Origin of the sequence: Streptomyces araujoniae (assembly GCF_050871195.1) — a bacterium.
GTDB classification, from domain to species: domain Bacteria; phylum Actinomycetota; class Actinomycetes; order Streptomycetales; family Streptomycetaceae; genus Streptomyces; species Streptomyces bacillaris.
Genome location: NZ_CP194070.1, coordinates 6079931 through 6099912, shown reverse-complemented (window position 1 = coordinate 6099912; position 19982 = coordinate 6079931). Strand labels below are relative to the sequence as shown.

Annotated in this window: 14 protein-coding genes; 5 read left to right on the top strand and 9 right to left on the bottom strand. The window is 69.8% G+C overall.

The features are described from left to right. Nucleotide 1: 1 nt before the first annotated feature. A complete protein-coding gene (locus ACQ9ZG_RS26325) occupies nt 2-1162 on the bottom strand; it encodes a citrate/2-methylcitrate synthase (RefSeq protein ID WP_499281287.1) in 1161 nt (386 codons plus the stop codon). 110 nt (nt 1163-1272) lie between these two features. Between ACQ9ZG_RS26325 and ACQ9ZG_RS26320 the strand changes: the two genes are divergently transcribed. Beyond that, nucleotides 1273-2532, top strand: a complete 1260-nt coding sequence (locus ACQ9ZG_RS26320) for a citrate synthase (RefSeq protein ID WP_499281286.1) — start codon at nt 1273-1275, stop codon at nt 2530-2532. A gap of 85 nt (nt 2533-2617) precedes the next feature. Here ACQ9ZG_RS26320 and ACQ9ZG_RS26315 read toward each other — a convergent pair whose 3' ends face one another. Next, entirely contained in the window at nt 2618-3637 is a 1020-nt protein-coding gene (locus ACQ9ZG_RS26315; protein WP_032756292.1) for a LacI family DNA-binding transcriptional regulator, read from the bottom strand. A gap of 200 nt (nt 3638-3837) precedes the next feature. Here ACQ9ZG_RS26315 and ACQ9ZG_RS26310 point away from each other — a divergent pair, with 200 nt between their 5' ends. Together ACQ9ZG_RS26310 and ACQ9ZG_RS26305 are read left to right on the top strand one after the other, a co-directional pair. After that, a complete protein-coding gene (locus tag ACQ9ZG_RS26310) occupies nt 3838-5538 on the top strand; it encodes an ATP-binding protein (protein WP_499281285.1) in 1701 nt (566 codons plus the stop codon). Further along, complete coding sequence (locus ACQ9ZG_RS26305) at nt 5535-6206, top strand: response regulator (RefSeq protein ID WP_109917339.1); 672 nt, start codon at nt 5535-5537, stop codon at nt 6204-6206. The genes ACQ9ZG_RS26310 and ACQ9ZG_RS26305 overlap by 4 nt, the downstream gene beginning before the upstream one ends. Before the next feature lie 93 nt (nt 6207-6299). Here ACQ9ZG_RS26305 and ACQ9ZG_RS26300 read toward each other — a convergent pair whose 3' ends face one another. The 3 genes from ACQ9ZG_RS26300 to ACQ9ZG_RS26290 all read right to left on the bottom strand — a co-directional run bounded on the left by ACQ9ZG_RS26300 (nt 6300) and on the right by ACQ9ZG_RS26290 (nt 10699). Continuing rightward, complete coding sequence (locus ACQ9ZG_RS26300; RefSeq protein WP_109917340.1) at nt 6300-7892, bottom strand: monocarboxylic acid transporter; 1593 nt, start codon at nt 7890-7892, stop codon at nt 6300-6302. Then, the gene (locus tag ACQ9ZG_RS26295; protein ID WP_499281284.1) at nt 7889-8389 is read right to left on the bottom strand and encodes a DUF485 domain-containing protein; all 501 of its coding nucleotides are present in this window, start codon (nt 8387-8389) and stop codon (nt 7889-7891) included. The genes ACQ9ZG_RS26300 and ACQ9ZG_RS26295 overlap by 4 nt, the downstream gene beginning before the upstream one ends. 183 nt (nt 8390-8572) lie before the next feature. After that, nucleotides 8573-10699, bottom strand: coding sequence for a DNA gyrase/topoisomerase IV subunit B (locus ACQ9ZG_RS26290; RefSeq protein ID WP_109916732.1), 2127 nt, complete (start codon nt 10697-10699; stop codon nt 8573-8575). A 447-nt stretch (nt 10700-11146) separates the two neighbouring features. On the opposite strand from ACQ9ZG_RS26290, the gene ACQ9ZG_RS26285 reads away from it, so the two are divergent. Beyond that, a complete protein-coding gene (locus ACQ9ZG_RS26285; protein WP_018488304.1) occupies nt 11147-11377 on the top strand; it encodes a DUF7455 domain-containing protein in 231 nt (76 codons plus the stop codon). Between the two features lie 300 nt (nt 11378-11677). Here ACQ9ZG_RS26285 and ACQ9ZG_RS26280 read toward each other — a convergent pair whose 3' ends face one another. Further along, complete coding sequence (locus ACQ9ZG_RS26280) at nt 11678-12508, bottom strand: S1 family peptidase (RefSeq protein ID WP_028419080.1); 831 nt, start codon at nt 12506-12508, stop codon at nt 11678-11680. Nucleotides 12509-12746: 238 nt separating this feature from the next. Between ACQ9ZG_RS26280 and ACQ9ZG_RS26275 the strand changes: the two genes are divergently transcribed. Continuing rightward, entirely contained in the window at nt 12747-13025 is a 279-nt protein-coding gene (locus tag ACQ9ZG_RS26275) for a DUF397 domain-containing protein (protein WP_309076661.1), read from the top strand. 79 nt (nt 13026-13104) lie between these two features. Here ACQ9ZG_RS26275 and ACQ9ZG_RS26270 read toward each other — a convergent pair whose 3' ends face one another. Genes ACQ9ZG_RS26270 through ACQ9ZG_RS26260 form a run of 3 tightly spaced genes read right to left on the bottom strand, consistent with a single transcriptional unit; the run spans nt 13105 to nt 19723 of the window. Further along, nucleotides 13105-14658, bottom strand: coding sequence for a class I SAM-dependent DNA methyltransferase (locus tag ACQ9ZG_RS26270; protein WP_109917668.1), 1554 nt, complete (start codon nt 14656-14658; stop codon nt 13105-13107). Continuing rightward, nucleotides 14655-16136: a restriction endonuclease subunit S gene (locus ACQ9ZG_RS26265; protein WP_109917667.1), complete on the bottom strand. Its 1482-nt coding sequence runs from the start codon at nt 16134-16136 to the stop codon at nt 14655-14657. Before ACQ9ZG_RS26265 ends, ACQ9ZG_RS26270 begins: the two co-directional genes overlap by 4 nt. Then, complete coding sequence (locus ACQ9ZG_RS26260) at nt 16133-19723, bottom strand: DEAD/DEAH box helicase family protein (protein WP_181398435.1); 3591 nt, start codon at nt 19721-19723, stop codon at nt 16133-16135. The genes ACQ9ZG_RS26265 and ACQ9ZG_RS26260 overlap by 4 nt, the downstream gene beginning before the upstream one ends. Nucleotides 19724-19982 lie beyond the last annotated feature (259 nt).

The window sequence follows — 19982 nt, the reverse complement described above, 5'->3', positions numbered from 1 at the left end:
GTCAGGGAGCGGGGACCGGCTGCGGCGCGGGGATGCCGCTGTAGCGGGCCGCCGGGCGGATGATCTTCGATTCCTCCGCCTGCTCCAGGATATTGGCGCTCCAGCCGATCACCCGCGCGGCGGCGAAGGTGGGCGTGAACATGGCACGCGGCAGCCCGCACAGCTCCATGACGACCCCGGCGTAGAACTCCACGTTGGTGTGCAGCTCCCGCCCCGGCTTCAGCTCCGCGAGGATCGCCTCCACCTGGCGCTCGACCTCCACGGCGAAGCCGACGAGCGGCCCGCCGAATTCCTGGGCGATCGACTTGAGCATCCGGGAGCGGGGGTCCTCGGTGCGGTAGACGGGGTGGCCGAACCCCATGATGCGGCGGCCGGAGAGGACCTGTTCGCGGATCCAGCCGTCGATGCGGTCGGGGGTGCCGATGGCGTCCAGGGTGTCCAGCGCCCGGCTGGGCGCCCCGCCGTGCAGCGGTCCGGAGAGCGCGCCGACGGCGGCGACGAGGCAGGCGGCCAGGTCGGCGCCGGTGGAGGCGACCACACGGGCGGTGAAGGTGGAGGCGTTGAAGCCGTGGTCGACCGTGGAGATCAGATACCGCTCGACCGCCCGCACCCGGTCGGGCTCCGGCTCGCTCCCGGTGAGCATGTACAGGTAGTTGGCCGCGTACGGCAGATCCGCGCGGGGCTCGACGGGTTCGAGACCCTGCCCCAGGCGCTGGAGCGCGGTGAGGATGGTGGGGACGGCGGCGCAGGCGGCGAGCGCGTCCGTACGGCGGCTCTCGGCGTCCAGGTCGTAGACCGGGCGGAATCCGGCGGAGGCGCCGAGCAGCGACAGGGCCGTACGGAGTCCGGCGAGCGGGCCGGAGACGGCGCCCGCGCGGGCGAGGGCGGGCAGCGCCTCCGCCACGTCGGCCGGGAGCACGCGCAGCCGCGCCGTACGGGCCGCGAACCCGGCGGCCGCCGCCCGGTCGGGCAGTTCGCCGTGGAACATCAGGTACCAGACGTCCTCGAAGCTCCGGGTCCGCGCCAGCTCGATCGCCGAGTACTGGCGGTAGTGGTAGAAGCCCTCGCGGCCACGGACGTCGCCGAGGGCGGTGTCCGTGACGACGACTCCGGCGAGGCCGCGGGGGACGGCGGGGGCGGTAGGGGCGGGGGTGGTGGTCATGGCCGGTCTCTCCTCCGTGCATGCAACATTGATTCAACTGTTCATCCTTGACGCTCGATCCGTCAATATTGATTGAATCAATGTGCATGGAGAGTGGATACGGTGGTTTCATGACGGATCAACCAGAGCCCGGCTCCCGCAGTGCGCCCCGGCTGACCACCCGGGAGGCCGCCGAGCTGCTGGGGGTGAAGCCGGAGACGGTGTACGCGTACGTCAGCCGGGGCCAGCTGAGCAGTGTGCGGGCGTCCGGCGGCCGGGGCAGCACGTTCGACGCCGACGAGGTGCGGGCCCTGGCCCGGCGCTCGGGCCGGCGCGATCCGGCACCGGCCGGGGGCGACCTCGTGTTCCGTACGGGCATCACCCTCATCGAGGAGGACCGGTACTACTTCCGCGGGGTCGACGCCACGGAGCTGGCCCGGCGCCACCGCTACGAGGAGGTGGCGGAGTGGCTGTGGACCGGTGAGCTGCGGCCGGGCACGCGCTTCGAGGCCCCCGCCGCGACCCTGGCGGCGGCCCGCCGGACGGTGGCGGCGCTGCCCCCGCACAGCGGTTCCACGGACCGGCTGCGGGCGGCGGTGACGGCTGCCGCCGCCATGGACCCGCTGCGGTTCGACCTCGCACCGGAGGCGGTGCTGGGCAGTGCGCGCGCCCTGATCCCGACGCTGGTGGGGGCGTTGCCGTTGGTGGGCGAGGGGGAGATCGGCACGGAGGCGGACGGGGACGCGCTGGCCCGGCAGCTGTGGCCCCGGCTGACCGCGCGGCCCGCGGACGCCCCGGCCCTCGCCGTCCTGGACGCGGCCCTGACGCTGCTGATCGACCACGACCTCGCGGCCTCCACCCTGGCCGCCCGGGTCGCCGCCTCGGCCCGCGCCCATCCGTACGCCGTGGTCTCCGCCGGGCTCGGGGTCCTGGAGGGGCCGCTGCACGGCGCCGCGAGCGGGCCGGCCCACCGGATGCTCCAGGAGGCCGTGGAGCGGGGCAGCGCGGTCCCCGTGGTCGCCGACCACCTGCGGACCGGGCGTCCGGTGCCGGGCCTGGGCCACCGGCTCTACCGGGCCGAGGACCCCCGGGCCCGGACCCTGTTCGCCCTGCTGGAGGACGTTCCGCAGGCGGCCGGGGCGCTGGCGGCGGCCCGGGAGGTGGTCGCCGCGACGGCCCGCCAGGCGCCGCTGCCCGCCACGGTCGACCTGGCGCTCGCCGTCCTCTCCGTCGGCTGCGGGATGGCGGCGGAGGCAGGCGAGACGGTGTTCGCCGTCTCCCGTACGGCGGGGTGGATCGCGCACGCGCTGGAGGAGTACGGGGAGCGCCCGCTGCGGATCCGCCCGAGCGGTCAGTACCGGGGCCCCCGGCCGCCGCAGCCCCTGCCGTGAGCCCGCGGGCCCGGATCCCCGCAGGCCCCTCAGGTCCGGACCTCGTAGGCCCCTCAGGTCCGGACCAACGCAAATTAGCTACGGATCAGAGGGAATTCCCGCGCGGCGGCTGGGCGGTGGAGCCGCGCACCACCAGTTCGGGTTCGAAGAGCAGCTCGTCCGAGGGCACGGCACGGCCGCCGATCTGCACCGAGAGCAGCTCCACGGCGGCGCGCCCCATGGCCTCGATGGGCTGGCGGACGGTGGTCAGCGGGGGCTCGGTGCAGTTCATGAACGCCGAGTCGTCGTAGCCCACGACCGAGACGTCGCCGGGGACCGAGAGCCCCCGGCGGCGGGCGGCCCGGACCGCGCCGAGGGCCAGCGGGTCGCTGGCGCAGATGATGCCGGTGACGCCCCGCTCCAGCAGGCGCATGGCGGCGGCCTGCCCGCCCTCCAGCGAGAACATCGCCCGCGCCACCCACTCGTCGGGGATGGACGTGCCGGTCTCCCCGGCGAGCACCCGGGCGGCGGCCAGCTTGCGCTGGGAGGGCACGTGGTCGGAGGGGCCGAGGACGAGGCCGATGCGCTCGTGGCCGAGCGAGACGAGGTGGCGCCAGGCCTGCTCGACGGCGACCGAGTCGTCGCAGGAGACCCCGGGGAAGCCGAGGCGGTCGATCGCCGCGTTGATCAGGACGACGGGGATCTTGCGGTCCGCGAGCACCTTGTAGTGGTCGTGCGGGGCGTCCTCCTGGTGGTAGAGGCCGCCCGCGAAGACCACCCCGGAGACCTGCTGCTGGAGGAGGAGTTCCACATAGTCGGCCTCCGAGACGCCCCCCTTGGTCTGCGTGCAGAGCACCGGGGTCAGCCCCTGCTGGGCGAGCGCGCCGCCGACCACCTCGGCGAAGGCCGGGAAGATCGGGTTCTGCAGCTCGGGCAGGACGAGCCCGACCAGCCGGGCCCGCTCCCCCCGCAGCTGGGTGGGGCGCTCGTAGCCGAGGACGTCCAGCGCGGAGAGGACGGCCTGCCGGGTGGCGTCGGAGACGCCCGGCTTGCCGTTCAGCACCCGGCTGACCGTCGCCTCGCTGACTCCCACCTTCTGGGCCACTTGAGCAAGTCGTCGCGTCATGAACGCAAGATTAGCGCAAGAAGTGCAAGCAGATTGCGCTGCTGGACGAACTCACCGCAACGCCCCCGGGAACGTCCGCAGGAGAACGCTCGCGGAACCCGTACGAGAACGCTCACAGAAGGGGCGCCGCCGGGCAAGGGGGTGGCCCGGGGAACCCCGCGGGTTTCCGGTCGGCCGCCGAGCCCTCTACCGTCTCTACGATGAACGCCCCACCACCCTCCGGCCGGGGACCCCGCCGGTTCGGCTGGCCGCAGCGGGTCTTCTCCCAGGTCCTGCTGGTGCAGCTGGCGATCATCACGGGCGTCACCGTGCTGGTCACCGGCCTGTTCCTGGCCCCTCTCAGCTCCCAGCTCGACGACGAGGCGATGCGCCGCGCCCTGGCCGTCGCGCAGAGCGCGGCCGCCGACTCCGGCATCGCGGAGGACCTGCGCGCCACGGAGCCGTCCGCGCTCGGCCCCGTACAGTCCGCCGCCGAGCGGATCAGACGGGCCACCGGCGCCGAGTACGTCGTCGTCATGGACCGCCGGGGCGTGCGCTGGTCGCACCCGGAGGCGGACCGGATCGGCCGGGTCGTCTCCACCGACCCCGGGGACGCGCTGCGCGGCCGGGAGGTCATGGAGATCGACAGCGGGACCCTCGGCCGCTCGGCCCGGGGCAAGGTGCCGCTGCGCGGCCCCTCGGGGGAGGTGGTCGGCGCGGTCTCGGTCGGGATCGAGTACGACAGCGTCCGCGCCCGGCTCCTGGGCGCGATCCCGGGGCTTCTGGCGTACGCCGGTACGGCCCTGGCCGTCGGCGCCCTCGCCGCGTACCTGATCTCCCGCAGACTCCAGCGGCAGACCCACGACCTGGCCTTCTCGGACATCTCCGCGCTGCTGACCGAACGCGAGGCGATGCTCCACTCCATCCGCGAGGGGGTCGTCGCGCTCGACGGCACGGGCCGCGTCCGGCTGCTCAACGACGAGGCGCAGCGGCTGCTCGGGCTCGGCCCCGAGGCGGCGGGCCGCCCGCTGGAAGAGGTGCTGGAGCCGGGCCGGACGGCGGACGTGCTGGCCGGGCGGGTGGTGGGCGAGGACCTGCTGGCGGTCCAAGTCGGCCGGGTGCTGCTGGCCAACCGGATGGAGACGGCCGACGGCGGGGCCGTGGTGACCCTCCGCGACCGGACCGAGCTGGAGCGCCTCGGCCGGGAACTCGACTCCACCACCGGACTGATCGACGCGCTGCGCGCCCAGGACCACGAGCACGCCAACCGGCTGCACACCCTGCTGGGCCTGCTGGAACTGGAGATGCACGAGGACGCCATGGAGTTCGTCACGGAGGTGGTGGGAGTCCACCGGGCGACGGCGGAGCAGGTCACCGAGAAGGTCCGGGATCCGCTGCTGGCCGCCCTGCTCGTCGGCAAGGCGACCGTGGCCGCCGAGCGCGGGGTGGCGCTGCGGCTGACGCCCGGCACGCTGCTGCCGGACCGGGTGGTCGACCCGCGCGGGCTGGTCACGGTGGTCGGCAACCTGGTCGACAACGCCACGGACGCGGCGGCCGGGTCGGTGGACGCCCGGATCGAGGTGGGGCTGCGGGCCGAGGGCCGTACGGTGGTGCTCCGGGTACGGGACTCCGGGCCCGGGGTCGCCCCGGAGCAGTACGCCTCGATCTTCACCGAGGGCTGGTCCACGAAGGACCTCCCGGCGCACGGGAAGCGGGGCCTGGGGCTCCCCCTGGTCCGCCGGCTCGCGGAGCGCCAGGGCGGCAGCGTGGGCGTCGCCGGGGCCGACGGGGGCGGGGCGGTCTTCACGGTCGTCCTCCCGGAGGCGCTGGCCGGACCGGTGGAGCCGCCGTCCTCGGAGCGCGTACCGGACCCGGCTGCGGCCCGGCCCACGAGCGCGACCACGAGGGGAGAGAGCCCGTGATCCAGGTCCTGATCGTGGACGACGACGTCCGGGTGGCGGGCATCAACGCCGCGTACGTCGCCAAGGTCCCCGGCTTCCGGGTCGCCGCCCGGGCCCACTCTGCGGCGCAGGCACTGGCCGTGGTCGAGGAGGTGCCGGTTGACCTGATCCTGCTGGACCACTACCTCCCGGACCGCAACGGCCTCGCCGTCGTACGGGAGGTGCGCCGGCTGGGCCGTCAGGTGGACGTGATCATGGTGACGGCCGCCCGCGATGTGGCGACCGTGCAGGACGCCATGCGGCACGGCGCGCTCCAGTACCTGGTCAAGCCGTTCACGTACGCCGGTCTCCGCTCCAAGCTGACCGCGTACGCGGCACTGCGCCGGACCCTCGACGGCGGCGGCGAGGCCGAACAGGGGGAGGTGGACCGGCTCTTCGGCGCGCTGTGGGCGGCGGGCGAGCCGGAGCTGCCCAAGGGCCACTCCCCCACCACCGCCGAGCTGGTCCGGCGGGCGCTGCGCGACGCGGACGCCCCGCTCTCCGCGCAGGAGATCGCGGAGAGCGCGGGGATGAGCCGGCAGACGGCCCAGCGCTATCTGAAGCTGCTGGAGCGGACGGGGAAGGTCCGGCTGACGCTGCGGTACGGCGAGACGGGCCGCCCGGAGCACCGGTACACCTGGGCCTCCTAGGAACCTGTCCCGCGCCGCCCGCACCGCCGTACGCCCCGTTCCCGCGCCGCCCGCGTACGTCCCTGCGTCGCCCGGCCCCCGTACGTCACGTGTCTACGCCGCCCCCGCCCCCGTCAGCGCCCGGACCTCCGTCTCGGCGTGCTTGGCCTCGTCCGGCTTCTCCCGGGAGGTGACCGTGCCGAGCCACCCCGCCAGGAAGCCGAGCGGGATCGAGACGAGCCCCGGGTTCTCCAGCGGGAAGAGCTGGAAGTCCACGCCCGGGAAGAGCGAGGCCGGGCTGCCCGAGACGACGGGTGAGACCACGACCAGGACGACCGCCGGGACGAGCCCCCCGTACACCGCCCAGACCGCGCCCCGGGTGGTGAAGTTCCGCCAGAACAGGGCGTAGAGCAGGGCCGGGAGGTTGGCGGAGGCGGCCACGGCGAAGGCGAGGCCGACCAGGAAGGCCACGTTCAGGTTCTGCGCGAGGAGGCCGAGCGCGATGGCGACCGCCCCGACGACCGCGGCGGCGACCCGGGCGACGGCCACTTCGCCGTACGGCTTGCGCCCGGGGCGGCGGAGCGAGGCGTAGAGGTCGTGGGCGACGGAGGCCGAGGAGGCGAGCGTGATGCCCGCGACGACGGCGAGGATGGTGGCGAAGGCGATGGCGGCGACGACGGCGAAGAGAACCGTTCCGCCGGTGGACCCCTCACCGCCGCCGAGCACCAGGGCCAGCAGCGGTACGGCGGTGTTCCCCGCCGCGTTGGAGGCACGGACGTCGGCGGAGCCCACCAGGGCGGCGGCGCCGAAGCCGAGCACGATCGTCATCAGGTAGAAGCTGCCGATGAGGCCGATGGACCAGACGACGGACCGGCGGGCGGCGCGGGCGGTGGGGACGGTGTAGAAGCGGGCCAGGATGTGCGGCAGCCCCGCCGTGCCGAGGACGAGCGCGACGCCCAGGCTGATGAAGTCGAACCGGGAGGTCCAGTCGCCGCCGTAGCGCAGGCCGGGGGCGAGGAAGTCCGTACCGTGGCCGCTGCGTTCGGCGGCGGTGCTGAGCAGGCTGTTGACGTCCCCGCGGAAATGGAGCAGGACGAGGACGGTGAGGGCGACGGCCCCGCCCATCAGCAGCACGGCCTTGACGATCTGGATCCAGGTGGTGGCCCGCATGCCGCCGAAGGAGACGTAGACGACCATCAGCGCGCCGACGCCGACCACGGTCCAGGACCGGGCCGCACCGCTCGTCCCGCCGAGCAGCAGGGCCACCAGGGAGCCCGCGCCGACCATCTGGGCGACCAGGTAGAGCACGGAGACGGTGACGGAGGAGGTGCCGAGCGCGGTACGGACCGGGCGCTCCGCCATCCGGGCGGCGACCACGTCGGCGAGGGTGAACCGGCCGCAGTTGCGGACCAGTTCGGCCACCAGCAGCAGGACGACCAGCCAGGCGACCAGGAAGCCGACCGAGTAGAGCATGCCGTCGTAGCCGTAGAGGGCGATCAGGCCGGAGATGCCGAGGAAGGAGGCGGCGGACATGTAGTCGCCCGCGATGGCGAACCCGTTCTCCATGGGCGAGAACAGACGCCCTCCGGCGTAGAACTCCTCGGCGGATCCCTGCCGGTTGCGGCTGACCCAGGTGGTGATGAAGAGGGTCACCGCGATGAACGCGCAGAACAGCAGCAGGGCGAGTGCCTGGTGGTCGCCTCTCACCGTTCGGACCCTCCCGACCGCTGCTCCGTCAGCCCGCGCGTCAACTCCTGGGTGCTCCAGCGCAGATCGAGCGCGGCCCGGTCCCTGCGCAGCCGTGCGTGGCGGGCGTAGGCCCAGGTGAGGAGGAAGGTGGTGAGGAACTGGCCGAGCCCCGCCACCATCGCCACGTTGACCGCTCCGGCGACCGGGCGGGCCATCAGCCCGGGCGCGGTGGTCGCCGCGACGACGTACGCGAGGTACCAGAGGAGGAAGGCGAGGGCGGCGGGCACCACGAAGCGGCGGTAGCGGCGGCGCACCTCGCGGAAGGCCTCGCTCCGGTGCACCTCCAGATAGATCTCGGCCACGCCGGGCGCGGGTCGCGGCCCGCCGGGGCCGGTCGCGCCGCCGTCGGTCGCGCCGTCCCGCCCGCCCTCCTCGTCCCAGCCGGCGGCCGACGCCTCGTACCACGGGTCGTCGAACCGCACTCCCGCGGCCGTCGGCCCTGCTTCCTTCTCCACCCGGCAACTCCCTTGTCCACGGACCTTTTCGGCCGCGTGGCCCACGATGGGCGGTGGCGGAAGCCCACGGGCGATCCCTTCGCCCGAATTCACCTCTTCAGGTGACAGAAGTCCCGAACGTGAGCGGCCCCCGTCCTTCCGGTGATCCGGGAGGGCGGGGGCCGCAGGAGTCGGTACGGCTCCCTACGCGTCGATGCGCGAGCGGTCCAGGGTCGCCGCCGAGCTGGTGATGAACTCCTTGCGGGGCGCGACCTCGTTGCCCATCAGGAGGTCGAAGACCTGCTCGGCGGAGTCCAGGTCCCCGATATTGATCCGGCGCAGGGTGCGGTGGCGCGGGTCCATCGTGGTCTCGGCCAGCTGGTCGGCGTCCATCTCGCCGAGGCCCTTGTAGCGCTGGATGGACTCCTTGATCCGGATGTTCTTGCGCTGGAACTCCAGCAGCGTCTGGCGCAGCTCGTTGTCCGAGTACGTGTACACGTACTTGTCCTGGCCCTTCTTGGGCTGGACCAGCTCGATCCGGTGCAGCGGGGGCACGGCGGCGAAGACCCGTCCGGCCTCGACCATCGGGCGCATGTAGCGCTGGAACAGGGTGAGCAGCAGCGTCCGGATGTGGGAGCCGTCCACGTCGGCGTCGGTCATCATGATGACCTTGCCGTAGCGGGCGGCGTCGATGTCGAAGGTCCGCCCGGACCCGGCTCCTATGACCTGGATGATGGCGCCGCACTCGGCGTTCTTCAGCATGTCCGAGACAGACGACTTCTGGACGTTGAGGATCTTGCCGCGGATCGGCAGGAGCGCCTGGAACTCGCTGTTCCGGGCCAGCTTGGCGGTGCCGAGCGCCGAGTCGCCCTCGACGATGAACAGCTCGCTGCGCTCGACGTCGTCACTGCGGCAGTCGGCGAGCTTGGCGGGGAGCGAGGAGGACTCCAGCGCGGTCTTGCGGCGCTGGGCGTCCTTGTGCTGGCGGGCCGCGATCCGCGTACGGGCCGCGGCGACGGCCTTCTCCAGGACCGCGCGGGCCTGGGCCTTGGCGTCCCGCTTGGTGGAGGTCAGGAACGCCTTCAGCTCCCGGGCGACCACGGCGGCGACGATCCGGTTGGCCGCCGAGGTGCCGAGCACCTCCTTGGTCTGTCCCTCGAACTGCGGCTCCGCCAGCCGTACGGTGACGACGGCGGTGAGCCCTTCGAGGGCGTCGTCCTTGACCACGTCGTCCTCGGCGACCCGGAGGAGCTTGGCGGAGCGGAGCGCTTCGTTCACCGTCTTGGTGAGCGAGCGCTCGAAGCCGGTGACGTGGGTGCCGCCCTTGGGGGTGGCGATGATGTTGACGAAGGACCTGATGGTGGTGTCGTAGCCGGTGCCCCAGCGCAGCGCGATGTCGACGCCCAGCTCCCGGGTGACCTCGGTGGCGGTCATGTGGCCGCGGTCGTCGAGGACCGGGACGGTCTCCTTGAAGGTGCCGGTGCCGGTCAGCCGCTGGACGTCGCAGACGGCCTTGTCCTGCGCCAGGTACTCGCAGAACTCGCTGATGCCCCCGTCGAAGCGGAACGTCTCCTCCGTCTTGCCCTCGCCGTCGATCCCCCGCTCGTCGCGGACGACGAGCGTCAGGCCGGGGACGAGGAAGGCGGTCTGGCGGGCCCGCTGGTGGAGCGTCTCCAGGTTGAGCCTGGCGTCCTTGAGGAAGATCTGCCGGTCCGCCCAGTACCTCACCCGGGTACCGGTACGGGTCTTGGGGACCCGCTTGCCCTTGCGGAGTCCGTTGGCCGGGTCGAAGGGGCTGTCGGGGCCCTGCTCGGTGAACAGGCCCGGGACGCCGCGGCGGAAGCTGATGGAGTGGGTCGCGCTGTTGCGGTCGACCTCGACGTCCAGCCGGGCGGAGAGGGCGTTGACCACGGAGGCGCCGACGCCGTGGAGGCCGCCGGAGGCCGCGTAGGAGCCGCCGCCGAACTTTCCGCCGGCGTGCAGCTTGGTCATGACGACCTCGACGCCGGAGAGGCCGGTCTTGGGCTCCACGTCCACGGGGATGCCGCGGCCGTTGTCCCGCACCTCCACGGAGGCGTCGTCGTGGAGGATGACCTCGATCAGGTCGCAGTGACCGCCCAGGGCCTCGTCGACGGAGTTGTCGATGATCTCCCAGAGGCAGTGCATGAGGCCACGGCTGTCGGTGGACCCGATGTACATCCCGGGGCGCTTGCGGACCGCCTCGAGCCCTTCGAGGACGAGGAGGTGCCGCGCGGTGTAGTTGGAGCTGTCCCGGTCGCCGCCTGCTGCGGCCAGCATCGCGGTGGACGGCACGGACGTTTCGGCGGTCACGCGGTTCGCTCCTCGCTGAATTTCATCTGGGCCCCATGTGGGTATCACGGTCGGCTTCGGTTGCCGCTGAGAGCCTACAGAGGCCTGGTAGAGCGGTTGTAACGCCACCCTCGGGGAATCCTCATGCTAGTCGAGCTTCATCCGGGCTCGCATGGATGTTCGATCATTCGTCGGAGTGACGTGCACATCACGTTCCCTTCGAGGCATGAACCATTTAGGCTCCGGGCACGTCCTCATGAACACACCGGCAAGCCGGCCGGAGGGACCCACCCCCAAGACAAGCAATGCGAAACCGTAGCGCTCCGCATACGGCACATTCGCCGCCAACCGGCAACTGACAGCCACACCGAGAAGAAGTTTCGAAGAAAAGCCACGAGCGGGAACGTTTTCGGCCTGGTTGGATGTTGACCCTGGTACGACAGCTCGTCGAGCTAGAGAAGAGGCGACGTGACTACTGTTCTGACCCCCGCGAGCCCGCTGACCGCAGCAGACCGCTGTGACCGTTGCGGCGCCCAGGCCTATCTGCGCGTCGTCCTGATCAGCGGCGGTGAACTGCTCTTCTGCGCCCACCACGGGCGCAAGTTCGAGCCGGAACTCAAGAAGATCGCCGCGGAAATACAGGATGAGACGGATCGGCTGACCGCCGTGCAGGCGACCGCAGCCGACGAGGACCGCTGACACCTCGCATCCACGACGAGCCAGGGGCCGGTCCAGGACCGGCCGACGGGCGGCACCCCCACCACACCGGGGGTGCCGCCCGTTCTCGTCGTCCGGGGCGCTCTTCCGCAGAACGGCGGACGCCTGCCCTGGACGGCGGCCGTACGCCCGCCGCTGCGAGCGTGGGCCTTTCCCGTACGGGGCGGCCTCCCCGCACGCGTTCACGGGCTCTCGCCGTACGCGACAGGGTTCCGCCGAGGCCGTACGGCCCACTCCGTACGGGAGGCTGCGGACGGCCGTCCACCCCCTCGGATACGCCCCTCAGATCCGCCCCTCGGCCCACTTCAGGGCGGCGGAGACCCGGGTGTACACCCCGGGGCTGCCCGGGCGCCCACAGCCGCTCCCCCAGGAGACCAGGCCGATGAGCCGTCCACGGGCCACCAGCGGCCCGCCGCTGTCGCCCTGGCACGCGTCCCGCCCGCCCCTCGGATCGCCCGCACAGAGCATCCCTGAGGCGTCGTACGTCCCCTCCCGGCCCCCCGGGTAGGCGCGGGCGCAGTCGGCGTCCGGCAGGACCTGGACGCGGGCGGAGCGCAGCACCGAGGAGTACGTACCGGCGCCCGTCGTGTCCCCCCACCCGTAGACCGCCGCTCCCGTACCGGCCCGGTAGGCCTCGTCCCCGGCTCCGGCCGTCGGGATCACGCTGCCCTTCGGCAGCGCCCGGGAGAGGGTGAGCACCGCGAGGTCCCCGGCGTTGGTGTCGGGGTCGTACGCCGGATTGACCCAGACCCCCCGGACCGGGATCTCCTGGCCGGCCGTCTCGCTCAGCCGCTCCCGTCCGGCGATGACCCGCAGGTCCCTCACCCGGCTCACCGGCCCGCCGAGCGCCTCTTCACCCAGACAGTGGGCGACCGTCAGGACCTTCGTCGGCGCCACGACGACACCGCCGCAGAACTGGCCCGAGCGCGCTCCCCCGAACCGGTCCCGGCTCGACAGCGCCACCGCCCAGGGGCTGTCCGCCACGGGGGCGGGCTGGCCGCCGACGACGACGCTGTCCGCGGCCGCCGGGAGGGGCGCGGCGAGCGGCGTGACGACGGCCGCGGCGGTCAGGGCGAGGACCCCGGTCAGGGCACGGACGACGGGACGGGGCATGGAGGCTCCTGACGCTGAGGTGGAAACGTTTCACCCAGCGTGATCCAGCCCGTCCCGCTCCGCCCCCGTGGACACGCCGGAGGGCCCGGATCCCTGGGGATCCGGGCCCTCACCGGTGAATCTTCCGCCTTGTGTTCTAGTCCAGGTAGTCGCGCAGTATGGACGCTCGAGCGCTGTGCTCGACCTGCATAGATGCAGGTGGGCCGGGAGCGTCGGTGGCGAAATATCTTGGGTTGAGATGACCGTCGCCACCTCAGGCTCCCCATCGCCCTCAGTGCAACACTATGCCCAGAAGCGCGCCAAGGAGCTCTGGGCCAAGGTCCAGAACCGCATGGCCGAGGGGCGGCTCCCGCTGGTGGAGCCCAGGGAAGACCGATCTTGGCACACTTCAGTGGCTGGCGCCAGCATGACCGAAGGCCCCGACTGCGTCGAGGTCGTAGCCACACCAGGAGCCATCCACGTGCGCGACTCGAAGCACTTTCACGGCCTTCGCCTTCCCCTCACCTCTGTGGCCTAGGCAACCTTGCGCTGACGGAACAAACAGATGCGGCCTCGCACCCCGCTTCTCGCATACGGGGCACAGGCCGCATCTGCACTCAGACCTCGACGTGCGCTTCCGTCACTGCTGTGCTCTCCCCCTCACTCCGGGCCTGCTGCAGCGTCTCCGCGATCGCGGCGAACTCCTCCAGGGCTGCCTGGAGGTCCTCGACGATCTCGGCAGCCAGCACCTCGGGCGCGGGGAGGTTGGCTGCGTCGTCGAGGCTCGGGTCGCGGAGCCAGGTGATGTCGAGGTTCGCCTTGTCGCGGGCGATCAGCTCCTCGTACGTGTACGCCTTAAAGCGTTCAGTCTCCACGCGCTTGGAGCGGTCCTCGTCAGCGCGGTAGCACTGCACGAAGTCCTCAAGGTGAGCCCGGGTGAGCGGGTTCTGCTTGAGGGTGAAGTGCTGGGCCGTACGGAAGTCGTAGACCCACAGCTTCTCGGTCCACGGCTGGTTGGGCCGGGCCGGCTTGCGCTCGAAGAACAGCACGTTGGCACTCACACCTGGCGCATACCAGATCCCCTTCGGCAAGCGCAGCAGCGTGTGCACGTCGTACTCATTCAGGAGACGCCGGCGGATGGTCTCGCCAGCACCACCCTCGAAGAGCACGTTGTCGGGGACCACGACTGCAGCCCGGCCGTGAATTTCGAGGAGCGAGGCGATGTGCTGAACGAAGTTGAGCTGCTTGTTAGTCGTGGTGACCCAGAAGTCGCGCCGCTCGTAGGCGATCGCCTCGCGGGCGGCAGAACCGTCGTCGCCGTAGACGGTGATGGACGACTTCTTACCGAACGGCGGGTTGGCCAGGACCAGGCTCGCACGCTTGTCAGGCGGAGCTGCAAGGGCGTCCTTGGTACGGACCAGAGCAGGTCCGGTGGGCTGACCGATACCGTGCAGGAAGAGGTTCATCGCGGCAAGGCGGGCAGTGTTCTTGACCAGCTCGGTGCCCCAGATGCCACCGCTGCTTAGGTGCTTGCGCTGCTCGGGGGTGAGCTGATTGCCGTACTCGTGAAGGATGTATTCAGCGGCGGCCAGAAGGAAGCCGGCGGTTCCGCAGGCAGGATCGGTGATCGTGTCGTCCGGAGTCGGACGAACGCAGTCGATGATGGCCTGGATCAGCGGACGCGGGGTGAAGTACTGACCAGCGCCCGACTTGATGTCCTCCGCGCCCCGGGACAGCAGCTCCTCGTAGGCGTCGCCCTTGATGTCGGTCTTCTGACCCGACCAGTTCTCCTTGTCGATCAGGTCCTTGACCAGGCGCTTGAGCTTGGCGGGGTCGTGGATGCGGTTCCGGGCCCCGTTGAAGATCAGGTGAAAGGTGGTGTCCTTTCGCTGGGCACCGAGGTCTTCGAGGAGTTCGGTGTACGCGGCTTCAAGCGCGGCACCATCATTGTTCAGCAACTCGGGCCAGCCGCGGCCTTCCCAGACCGACCCTTCGGGCATGATCTGCTCGCGGAACATCGGCGGGCGGGACTGCGCCTCGTGCGCCATCTTGAGAAACACAAGAAGCGTCAACTGCTCAACGTAGTCGATGGTGGAGACGCCGTCGTCACGCAGGACGTGGCAGTAGCTCCAGAGCTTATCGACGAGCCGACGGGCCTCGGTCGTGGTCACGAGGGGATCTCCATGTCGAGGGTGGGCTGAACGGCGGTAGCGAGGGCGCGAACGTCGGCGGGAGGCGGAGGCGCGGCCGGTGTCGGTGCGGTCTGCGATGTGCGTTCACGCTGGGCGGGTGCTTGGCGAGGACTTCGGCGCCGGGATTTAATCACTCCGGCCGCCTCACGCTCGGCACGGATACGGTCGAGAAGTGCGCTGGCAGGCTCGTCGGCGGGGTTCTGGGGGACGAGACGGCCTCCGAAGGCATCAGCGAGGAGTGAGCGGCGTAGGACAGCAGCGCGAGCGAGAGCAGCCCGTTGTGCAACCTCTGCGGTGAGCTGCTTGTTGCGCCACTGTTGTACCGCATCAAGCAACGCGTCCTGTTCCTCCAAAGAGGGGACCGGGATCTGGATCGACTTGACCTTGGCGGTACTTAGAGTGTGCAAACCGCTGGTCGAGCTAGCCACCTCCTTCAGCTGCTGCGCAACCTTGGGCGAATTCCATGCAAGTTCGAGGAATTCGGCTCGCAGTCGCACACCCGGCCTAACCCTGATCAGATGGTTCTGGTGCACACAGTCTTTAATTTCTCCGCGCCACGTCGCCGCGCGCCCGATTTGGTCGGGACTACCGTTCCCTTCCACTACGAGCAAGTCACCACTCTGAAGTCGGTAGCGTTCCAGTTCACCCTCAAAAAGCTCAACCTCGTGAACGTCGTCGAGTGCAAGACTTCCGCGAGGCACGTTGGCCACCCGAAGGAAGGGGAATTTATTATCCACTGGCCGACGTCTCGCCTGCTTCTGGATTCCACCCTGAACTACAGCTACCTCGCCGGTGCGCTCCCAAGTCACGGGACGTCGCACACTTCGCGACAGGGTTCCTTCCGTCATCTGATTCAAGATCGAAGCCCAGAGCTGCCTTGACCGGGTACGACTCAGCTCCACTGCCTCGACCGCCGCATCGAGGCGCGACAGTTGCTCCTCGAGCGCCGCAACGATACGGCGCTGCTCGGCAACGGGCGGGACGGAAATCCGGATCTTTGCCAAGTTCTTGCGGGAAATTCTCTTCCGAGTAGATCCACTCTCGAACGGCTTTAGACGCTCCCGAAACTGCGGAGAGTTGATGAAATACATCAACCATCGAGGGTGCACGTTTGAACTTGGCCTTACAATGCACACATCCACGACAGTTGCCGCCGGACGGTTTTCCCCGGGGTAAAGACAAGCACGACCGAGAGGATCCGGCATCCGCGCAATAAGGACATCGCCTGGAGCGAGCAACGTACAGTTGAGCTGCCCTGCCTTTTCCAGGGTCAGCGACCTATTGCTGCGATTGCGGAACTGTCCATCACCCACGTCAGCCAACTGGATCAATCGCACTTCACCTGTTGGATCCTGGTCCTTGCTTTCCACCCAGTCTCCGTCAGTGAAAACTCCTGCCGCATCGATCAAATCACCGATGGTGGCCTCGGCCCAGCCCGTAGGGATGTCCCCGTTCACGCACCCAACTCCCGTCCCAGCTCATCCAAAATCTCAGCCCCCCGATCAGCCCCGAATTCCCTCAGGAACCCGTCCACGCCCCCGCGCTCGATGAAGGGTACGTCCTTCAAGTGGTCCGGCTCGATCGCAGCATCCGTCGCGATCACGTCCACCATCCGGTCAAGCCACCACAACTGGTCCGCTGTGAACACCGCGCCCGCCTGTTCCTGCCGGGCACGCCACGCCGCGTACCGTTCCTCCACCAGCACCCGGTACGGCCGCACCTCTTCATCCAGCCCCAGCTCGAACCGCAGCAAGCCGATCAGGTCGACGACGCCAGCCGCCCCCCGAGGATGCTGAGCCGCCTTGCCCAGCTGTACGTACGCGTCGTACAGTCGCGCCGGCGTCCACTGGAACGGAGGACGTTCGATCTTCCGAGCCAGATCCCGCAGCCGCCGGTAGACCTCCTTCGGGTCGCGCCGCTCACTGAACGCGATGTTGAATGCGGCGATCTCGTCCTGGTTGTCCTTCAGGTACTGCTGCCAGGAGGACACGCGCCGAATCGCCAGCTCGTCCGCAGTGATGCCCCGTGCCTCCTTCACCTCGTCCACGCTCACCTCGTCTATGACGATGTCGTGGGCGCGGCGCATCGACATGAGCCGGTCTCGCAGCTCGCGGTTCGAGGCGATGGGCTTCAGGGCCGCCAGCATGTCCTGCCGGACCTGCCCGTGGCCGCCGATGCGCCGTGCCCGTTCCTGCTCATCGGGGTCCACGGACCGGACCAGATCGCCGACGATCTTTCGAAGCGGCTGGCCGGCGAGTTCCTCGACCTCTTCACGCTCCTCGGGAGTGAGCTGCCGGTCGAGACGTGCCAAGCGACCCGCCAGGGTGGCGACCTCGTCTTCCGTCATTGCCAGACCGGCAGTCTTGGCCATCAGCCGTTCCAGCGGAATTTTCCGCTCGGAGACGCGGTTGAGCGGGCGGGCATCAACACGTGGCGAGTCCGTGACGCCGACCGCGTCGACGATCACAAAACGCTCCTTGACCTCGGCATCGGGCGTGACCGCCTGGAACTCCGCCGGGTCCACCGTCCGCGAGCCCCGGCCCTTCATCTGCTCGAAGTAGGCCCAGCTCTTGACGTCCCGCAGGAAGAAGACACACTCCAGCGGTGGGATGTCCGTCCCTGTGGCGATCATGTCCACGGTCACCGCGATCCGCAGTTCAGGGCTGTTACGGAACGCCTTGATCAGCTCTGCGGGTCGCTTCGCCGCGTGCGTGATCTTCATGCAGAAGTCGTCGCTCTCGCCGAAGACCTGCCTCACCATCTGGACGATCTCGTCAGCGTGGTTGTCGTCCACGGCAAAGATCAGCGTCTTGGGCACGTGCGTACGCGACCGCTGGACCGCGCCCTCACCCACTGGCGGGAAGATGTTCGTGAAGAGGTGCCGGCGGAACGTCTCGATGACGAGCTTCAGCTGGCCCTTGCTGATGACCTGGCGGCCCAGCTGGGAGGCCTTCCACTCCAGGTCCTCCTCCAGTTCCTGGTACCGCTCCCGCCGGGTCTTCCGCTCCCGCATCGGCACGACTGTCTCGGCGGGGATCGTGCCTCCGTTTTCCCCCAGTTCCGTGCGGATCCGGAAGACGTCGAAGTCGACGTTGACGCCGTCGGCGACGGCCTGCTCGTACGGGTACTCGCTGACCAAGTTCTGGAAGAAGAACCCGAAGGTCTGCATGACAGGAGTGGCGGTCAGGCCGACCAAGTGGGCGTCAAAGTACTCCAGGACGGCGCGCCACTTGCCGTAGATGGAGCGGTGGCACTCGTCGACGACGATGAGGTCGAAGGACTCCGGCGACAGGGCTGGGTTATAGCCGACCTCCACCGGCTCATCGACCAGGTCGTAGCGGTCAAGGCTCTCGTTATTGTCGTCGGCGCTCGGCACCGGACGACCGGTGAGGGCGAGCCATAGCCGCTGCACGGTGGACACCACCACGTTGGCAGAGCCGAGGACGGTATCGCCCGCAAGGCGCTGCACGACGTACAACTCGGTGAACTTGCGGCCATCGTCCGGGGTATCGAAGTTCTCGAACTCGGTGGCGGCCTGACTGCCAAGGTTGTTGCGGTCGACGAGGAACAGAATGCGCTTTGCGCCCGCATGCTTGAGCAGCCGGTAGCTCTCGCTGACTACCGTGTAAGTCTTGCCGGCACCGGTTGCCATCTGGATAAGGGCCCGCGGGTCGTCCCTGGCCAGGGAGCGCTCCAGGCCGTTGATCGCCTTTACCTGGGCCGGACGCAGATCCTCCGGGTCAAGGAAAGTCTCCGGCAGACGGCGCATCCGGGCGCGCAGAGTCGGCGCGCTGGGATCGGCCTCGGCCTCGTCGATCCAGCGGGCGATCGTGTCCGGGCGGTGCACGGCGAAGACGTCGCGGGTGCGCGGGAACGGGTCCAGCGCGTTGTGGAAGCGGACAGTGTTGCCGTCGGCGACGTACCTGAAGGGCAGGCTGGCGCGCCAGGCACTGAGCTGCTGGCTACGGGTGAGCCCGGTGGCGTAGCGCGCGGCCTGCTGCATGGCGGCCTCCAGGTCGGCGCCCTCCCGCTTGGCCTCTATGACCCCGACAAGGCGCTGGTCGACGTAGAGGAGGTAGTCGGCGCGGCCTACCGCAGTGGAAACCTCCCGGATGGCGACGCCACGGCGGTCGACGAACAGGTTCTTGTCCTTGTCGTCCTGGACTGCCCAGCCCGCCAGCTCCAGGATCCTGTCCAGTTCGTCGCGGACCTGTGCCTCGCTCATGGGCGGGCGGGCGGCCTTCTGCGCGTGCGCGATGAACTCGTCGCGCTGCGAGGCTCCGCCCAGCGGCTGGGCAGTGGTGTGCGCCTCAAGTGCCGGAGCGGTCAACTCGGTGATCTTGTCACTCAGCTCGGCGATTACGTCGTGCAGTGCCGCCCGCTCGGCTTCCGCACGAGCCAGCTCCGCCTCGGCCTCCTCTCGGGCGGCCTGCTCGCGCTCCAGCCGGCTCTGCTTGCCGTCGTACCGAAGCCGGGCCTCCTCCAGCTTCCGCCGGTAGGCATCGAGTTCGGTGCGAAGCTGCTCCAGCTCCTGAGCGTCTGCGATCGTCTCAGGGGCCGGCAAGGCGGACGAAGGCGCAGGCGCCAGAAAAACGCGATGTGTGGTGTCCGACTGGTCAAGGGAGCGGTGCAACCAGTCACCGAGGCGGAAACACGCCTCTACGGCCTGGAGTGCGGCACGCACATTGGCGTAGTACTCATGGACCGCCCGGTTTCCGGTCGTGCGGATCCCCTCGAACCACGCGCGTACCTGGGGAACAAGAACCCCCGCCCGGGTCAGGGCGTTGATGCGGTCGACCTGCTTGTTGCCGGGAACGGTGACGTTCACCAGCGTGACCAGGTGCTTGGCCATGATCTCACCGAAGAGACGAGCCTTCACCATGGCTGCGTGCGGGTCGGTGTGGACGTACGACTCCGCGGCACAGCCCAGCGTCACCAGTAAAGGCTCATGGCCGATCAGGTGGCCGAAGTTGGACGAGCCCTCGGCCAACCGCGCGACCTGCTCGTCGTCGCCACCGGACGGGCCAACCGCCGCCGTCACCATGTGTTTCCCCCCAGAGCGCTGATCGTGATCTCGGTGCAAAGCCTTACAGGATGACATGAACAGCCAGCACTGACAAGGGCCTTGGAGACCTTTTCTCTTGATGGGTAGGCGCCAGGCATCATGGTCGTCCGGCAGGGGCCCATGCGCGAGAGGACGAGTGCGGCACGTGGTTGGAGGCGTACAAACGGTTTGACCGAGCTGTAGCAGCATTGGCCCGAATGCCCTCCGGTTGGGTACAAACTCCGTGGCCCGTACCGGA

Bases quoted from the DNA above. Each gene is read 5' to 3' on its own strand.
- ACQ9ZG_RS26320 (WP_499281286.1), top strand. From the start codon at position 1,273: ATGACGGATCAACCAGAGCCCGGCTCCCGCAGTGCGCCCCGGCTGACC.
- ACQ9ZG_RS26280 (WP_028419080.1), bottom strand. From the start codon at position 12,508: ATGCCCCGTCCCGTCGTCCGTGCCCTGACCGGGGTCCTCGCCCTGACC.
- ACQ9ZG_RS26315 (WP_032756292.1), bottom strand. From the start codon at position 3,637: ATGACGCGACGACTTGCTCAAGTGGCCCAGAAGGTGGGAGTCAGCGAG.
- ACQ9ZG_RS26275 (WP_309076661.1), top strand. From the start codon at position 12,747: ATGACCGTCGCCACCTCAGGCTCCCCATCGCCCTCAGTGCAACACTAT.
- ACQ9ZG_RS26325 (WP_499281287.1), bottom strand. From the start codon at position 1,162: ATGACCACCACCCCCGCCCCTACCGCCCCCGCCGTCCCCCGCGGCCTC.
- ACQ9ZG_RS26310 (WP_499281285.1), top strand. From the start codon at position 3,838: ATGAACGCCCCACCACCCTCCGGCCGGGGACCCCGCCGGTTCGGCTGG.
- ACQ9ZG_RS26260 (WP_181398435.1), bottom strand. From the start codon at position 19,723: ATGGTGACGGCGGCGGTTGGCCCGTCCGGTGGCGACGACGAGCAGGTC.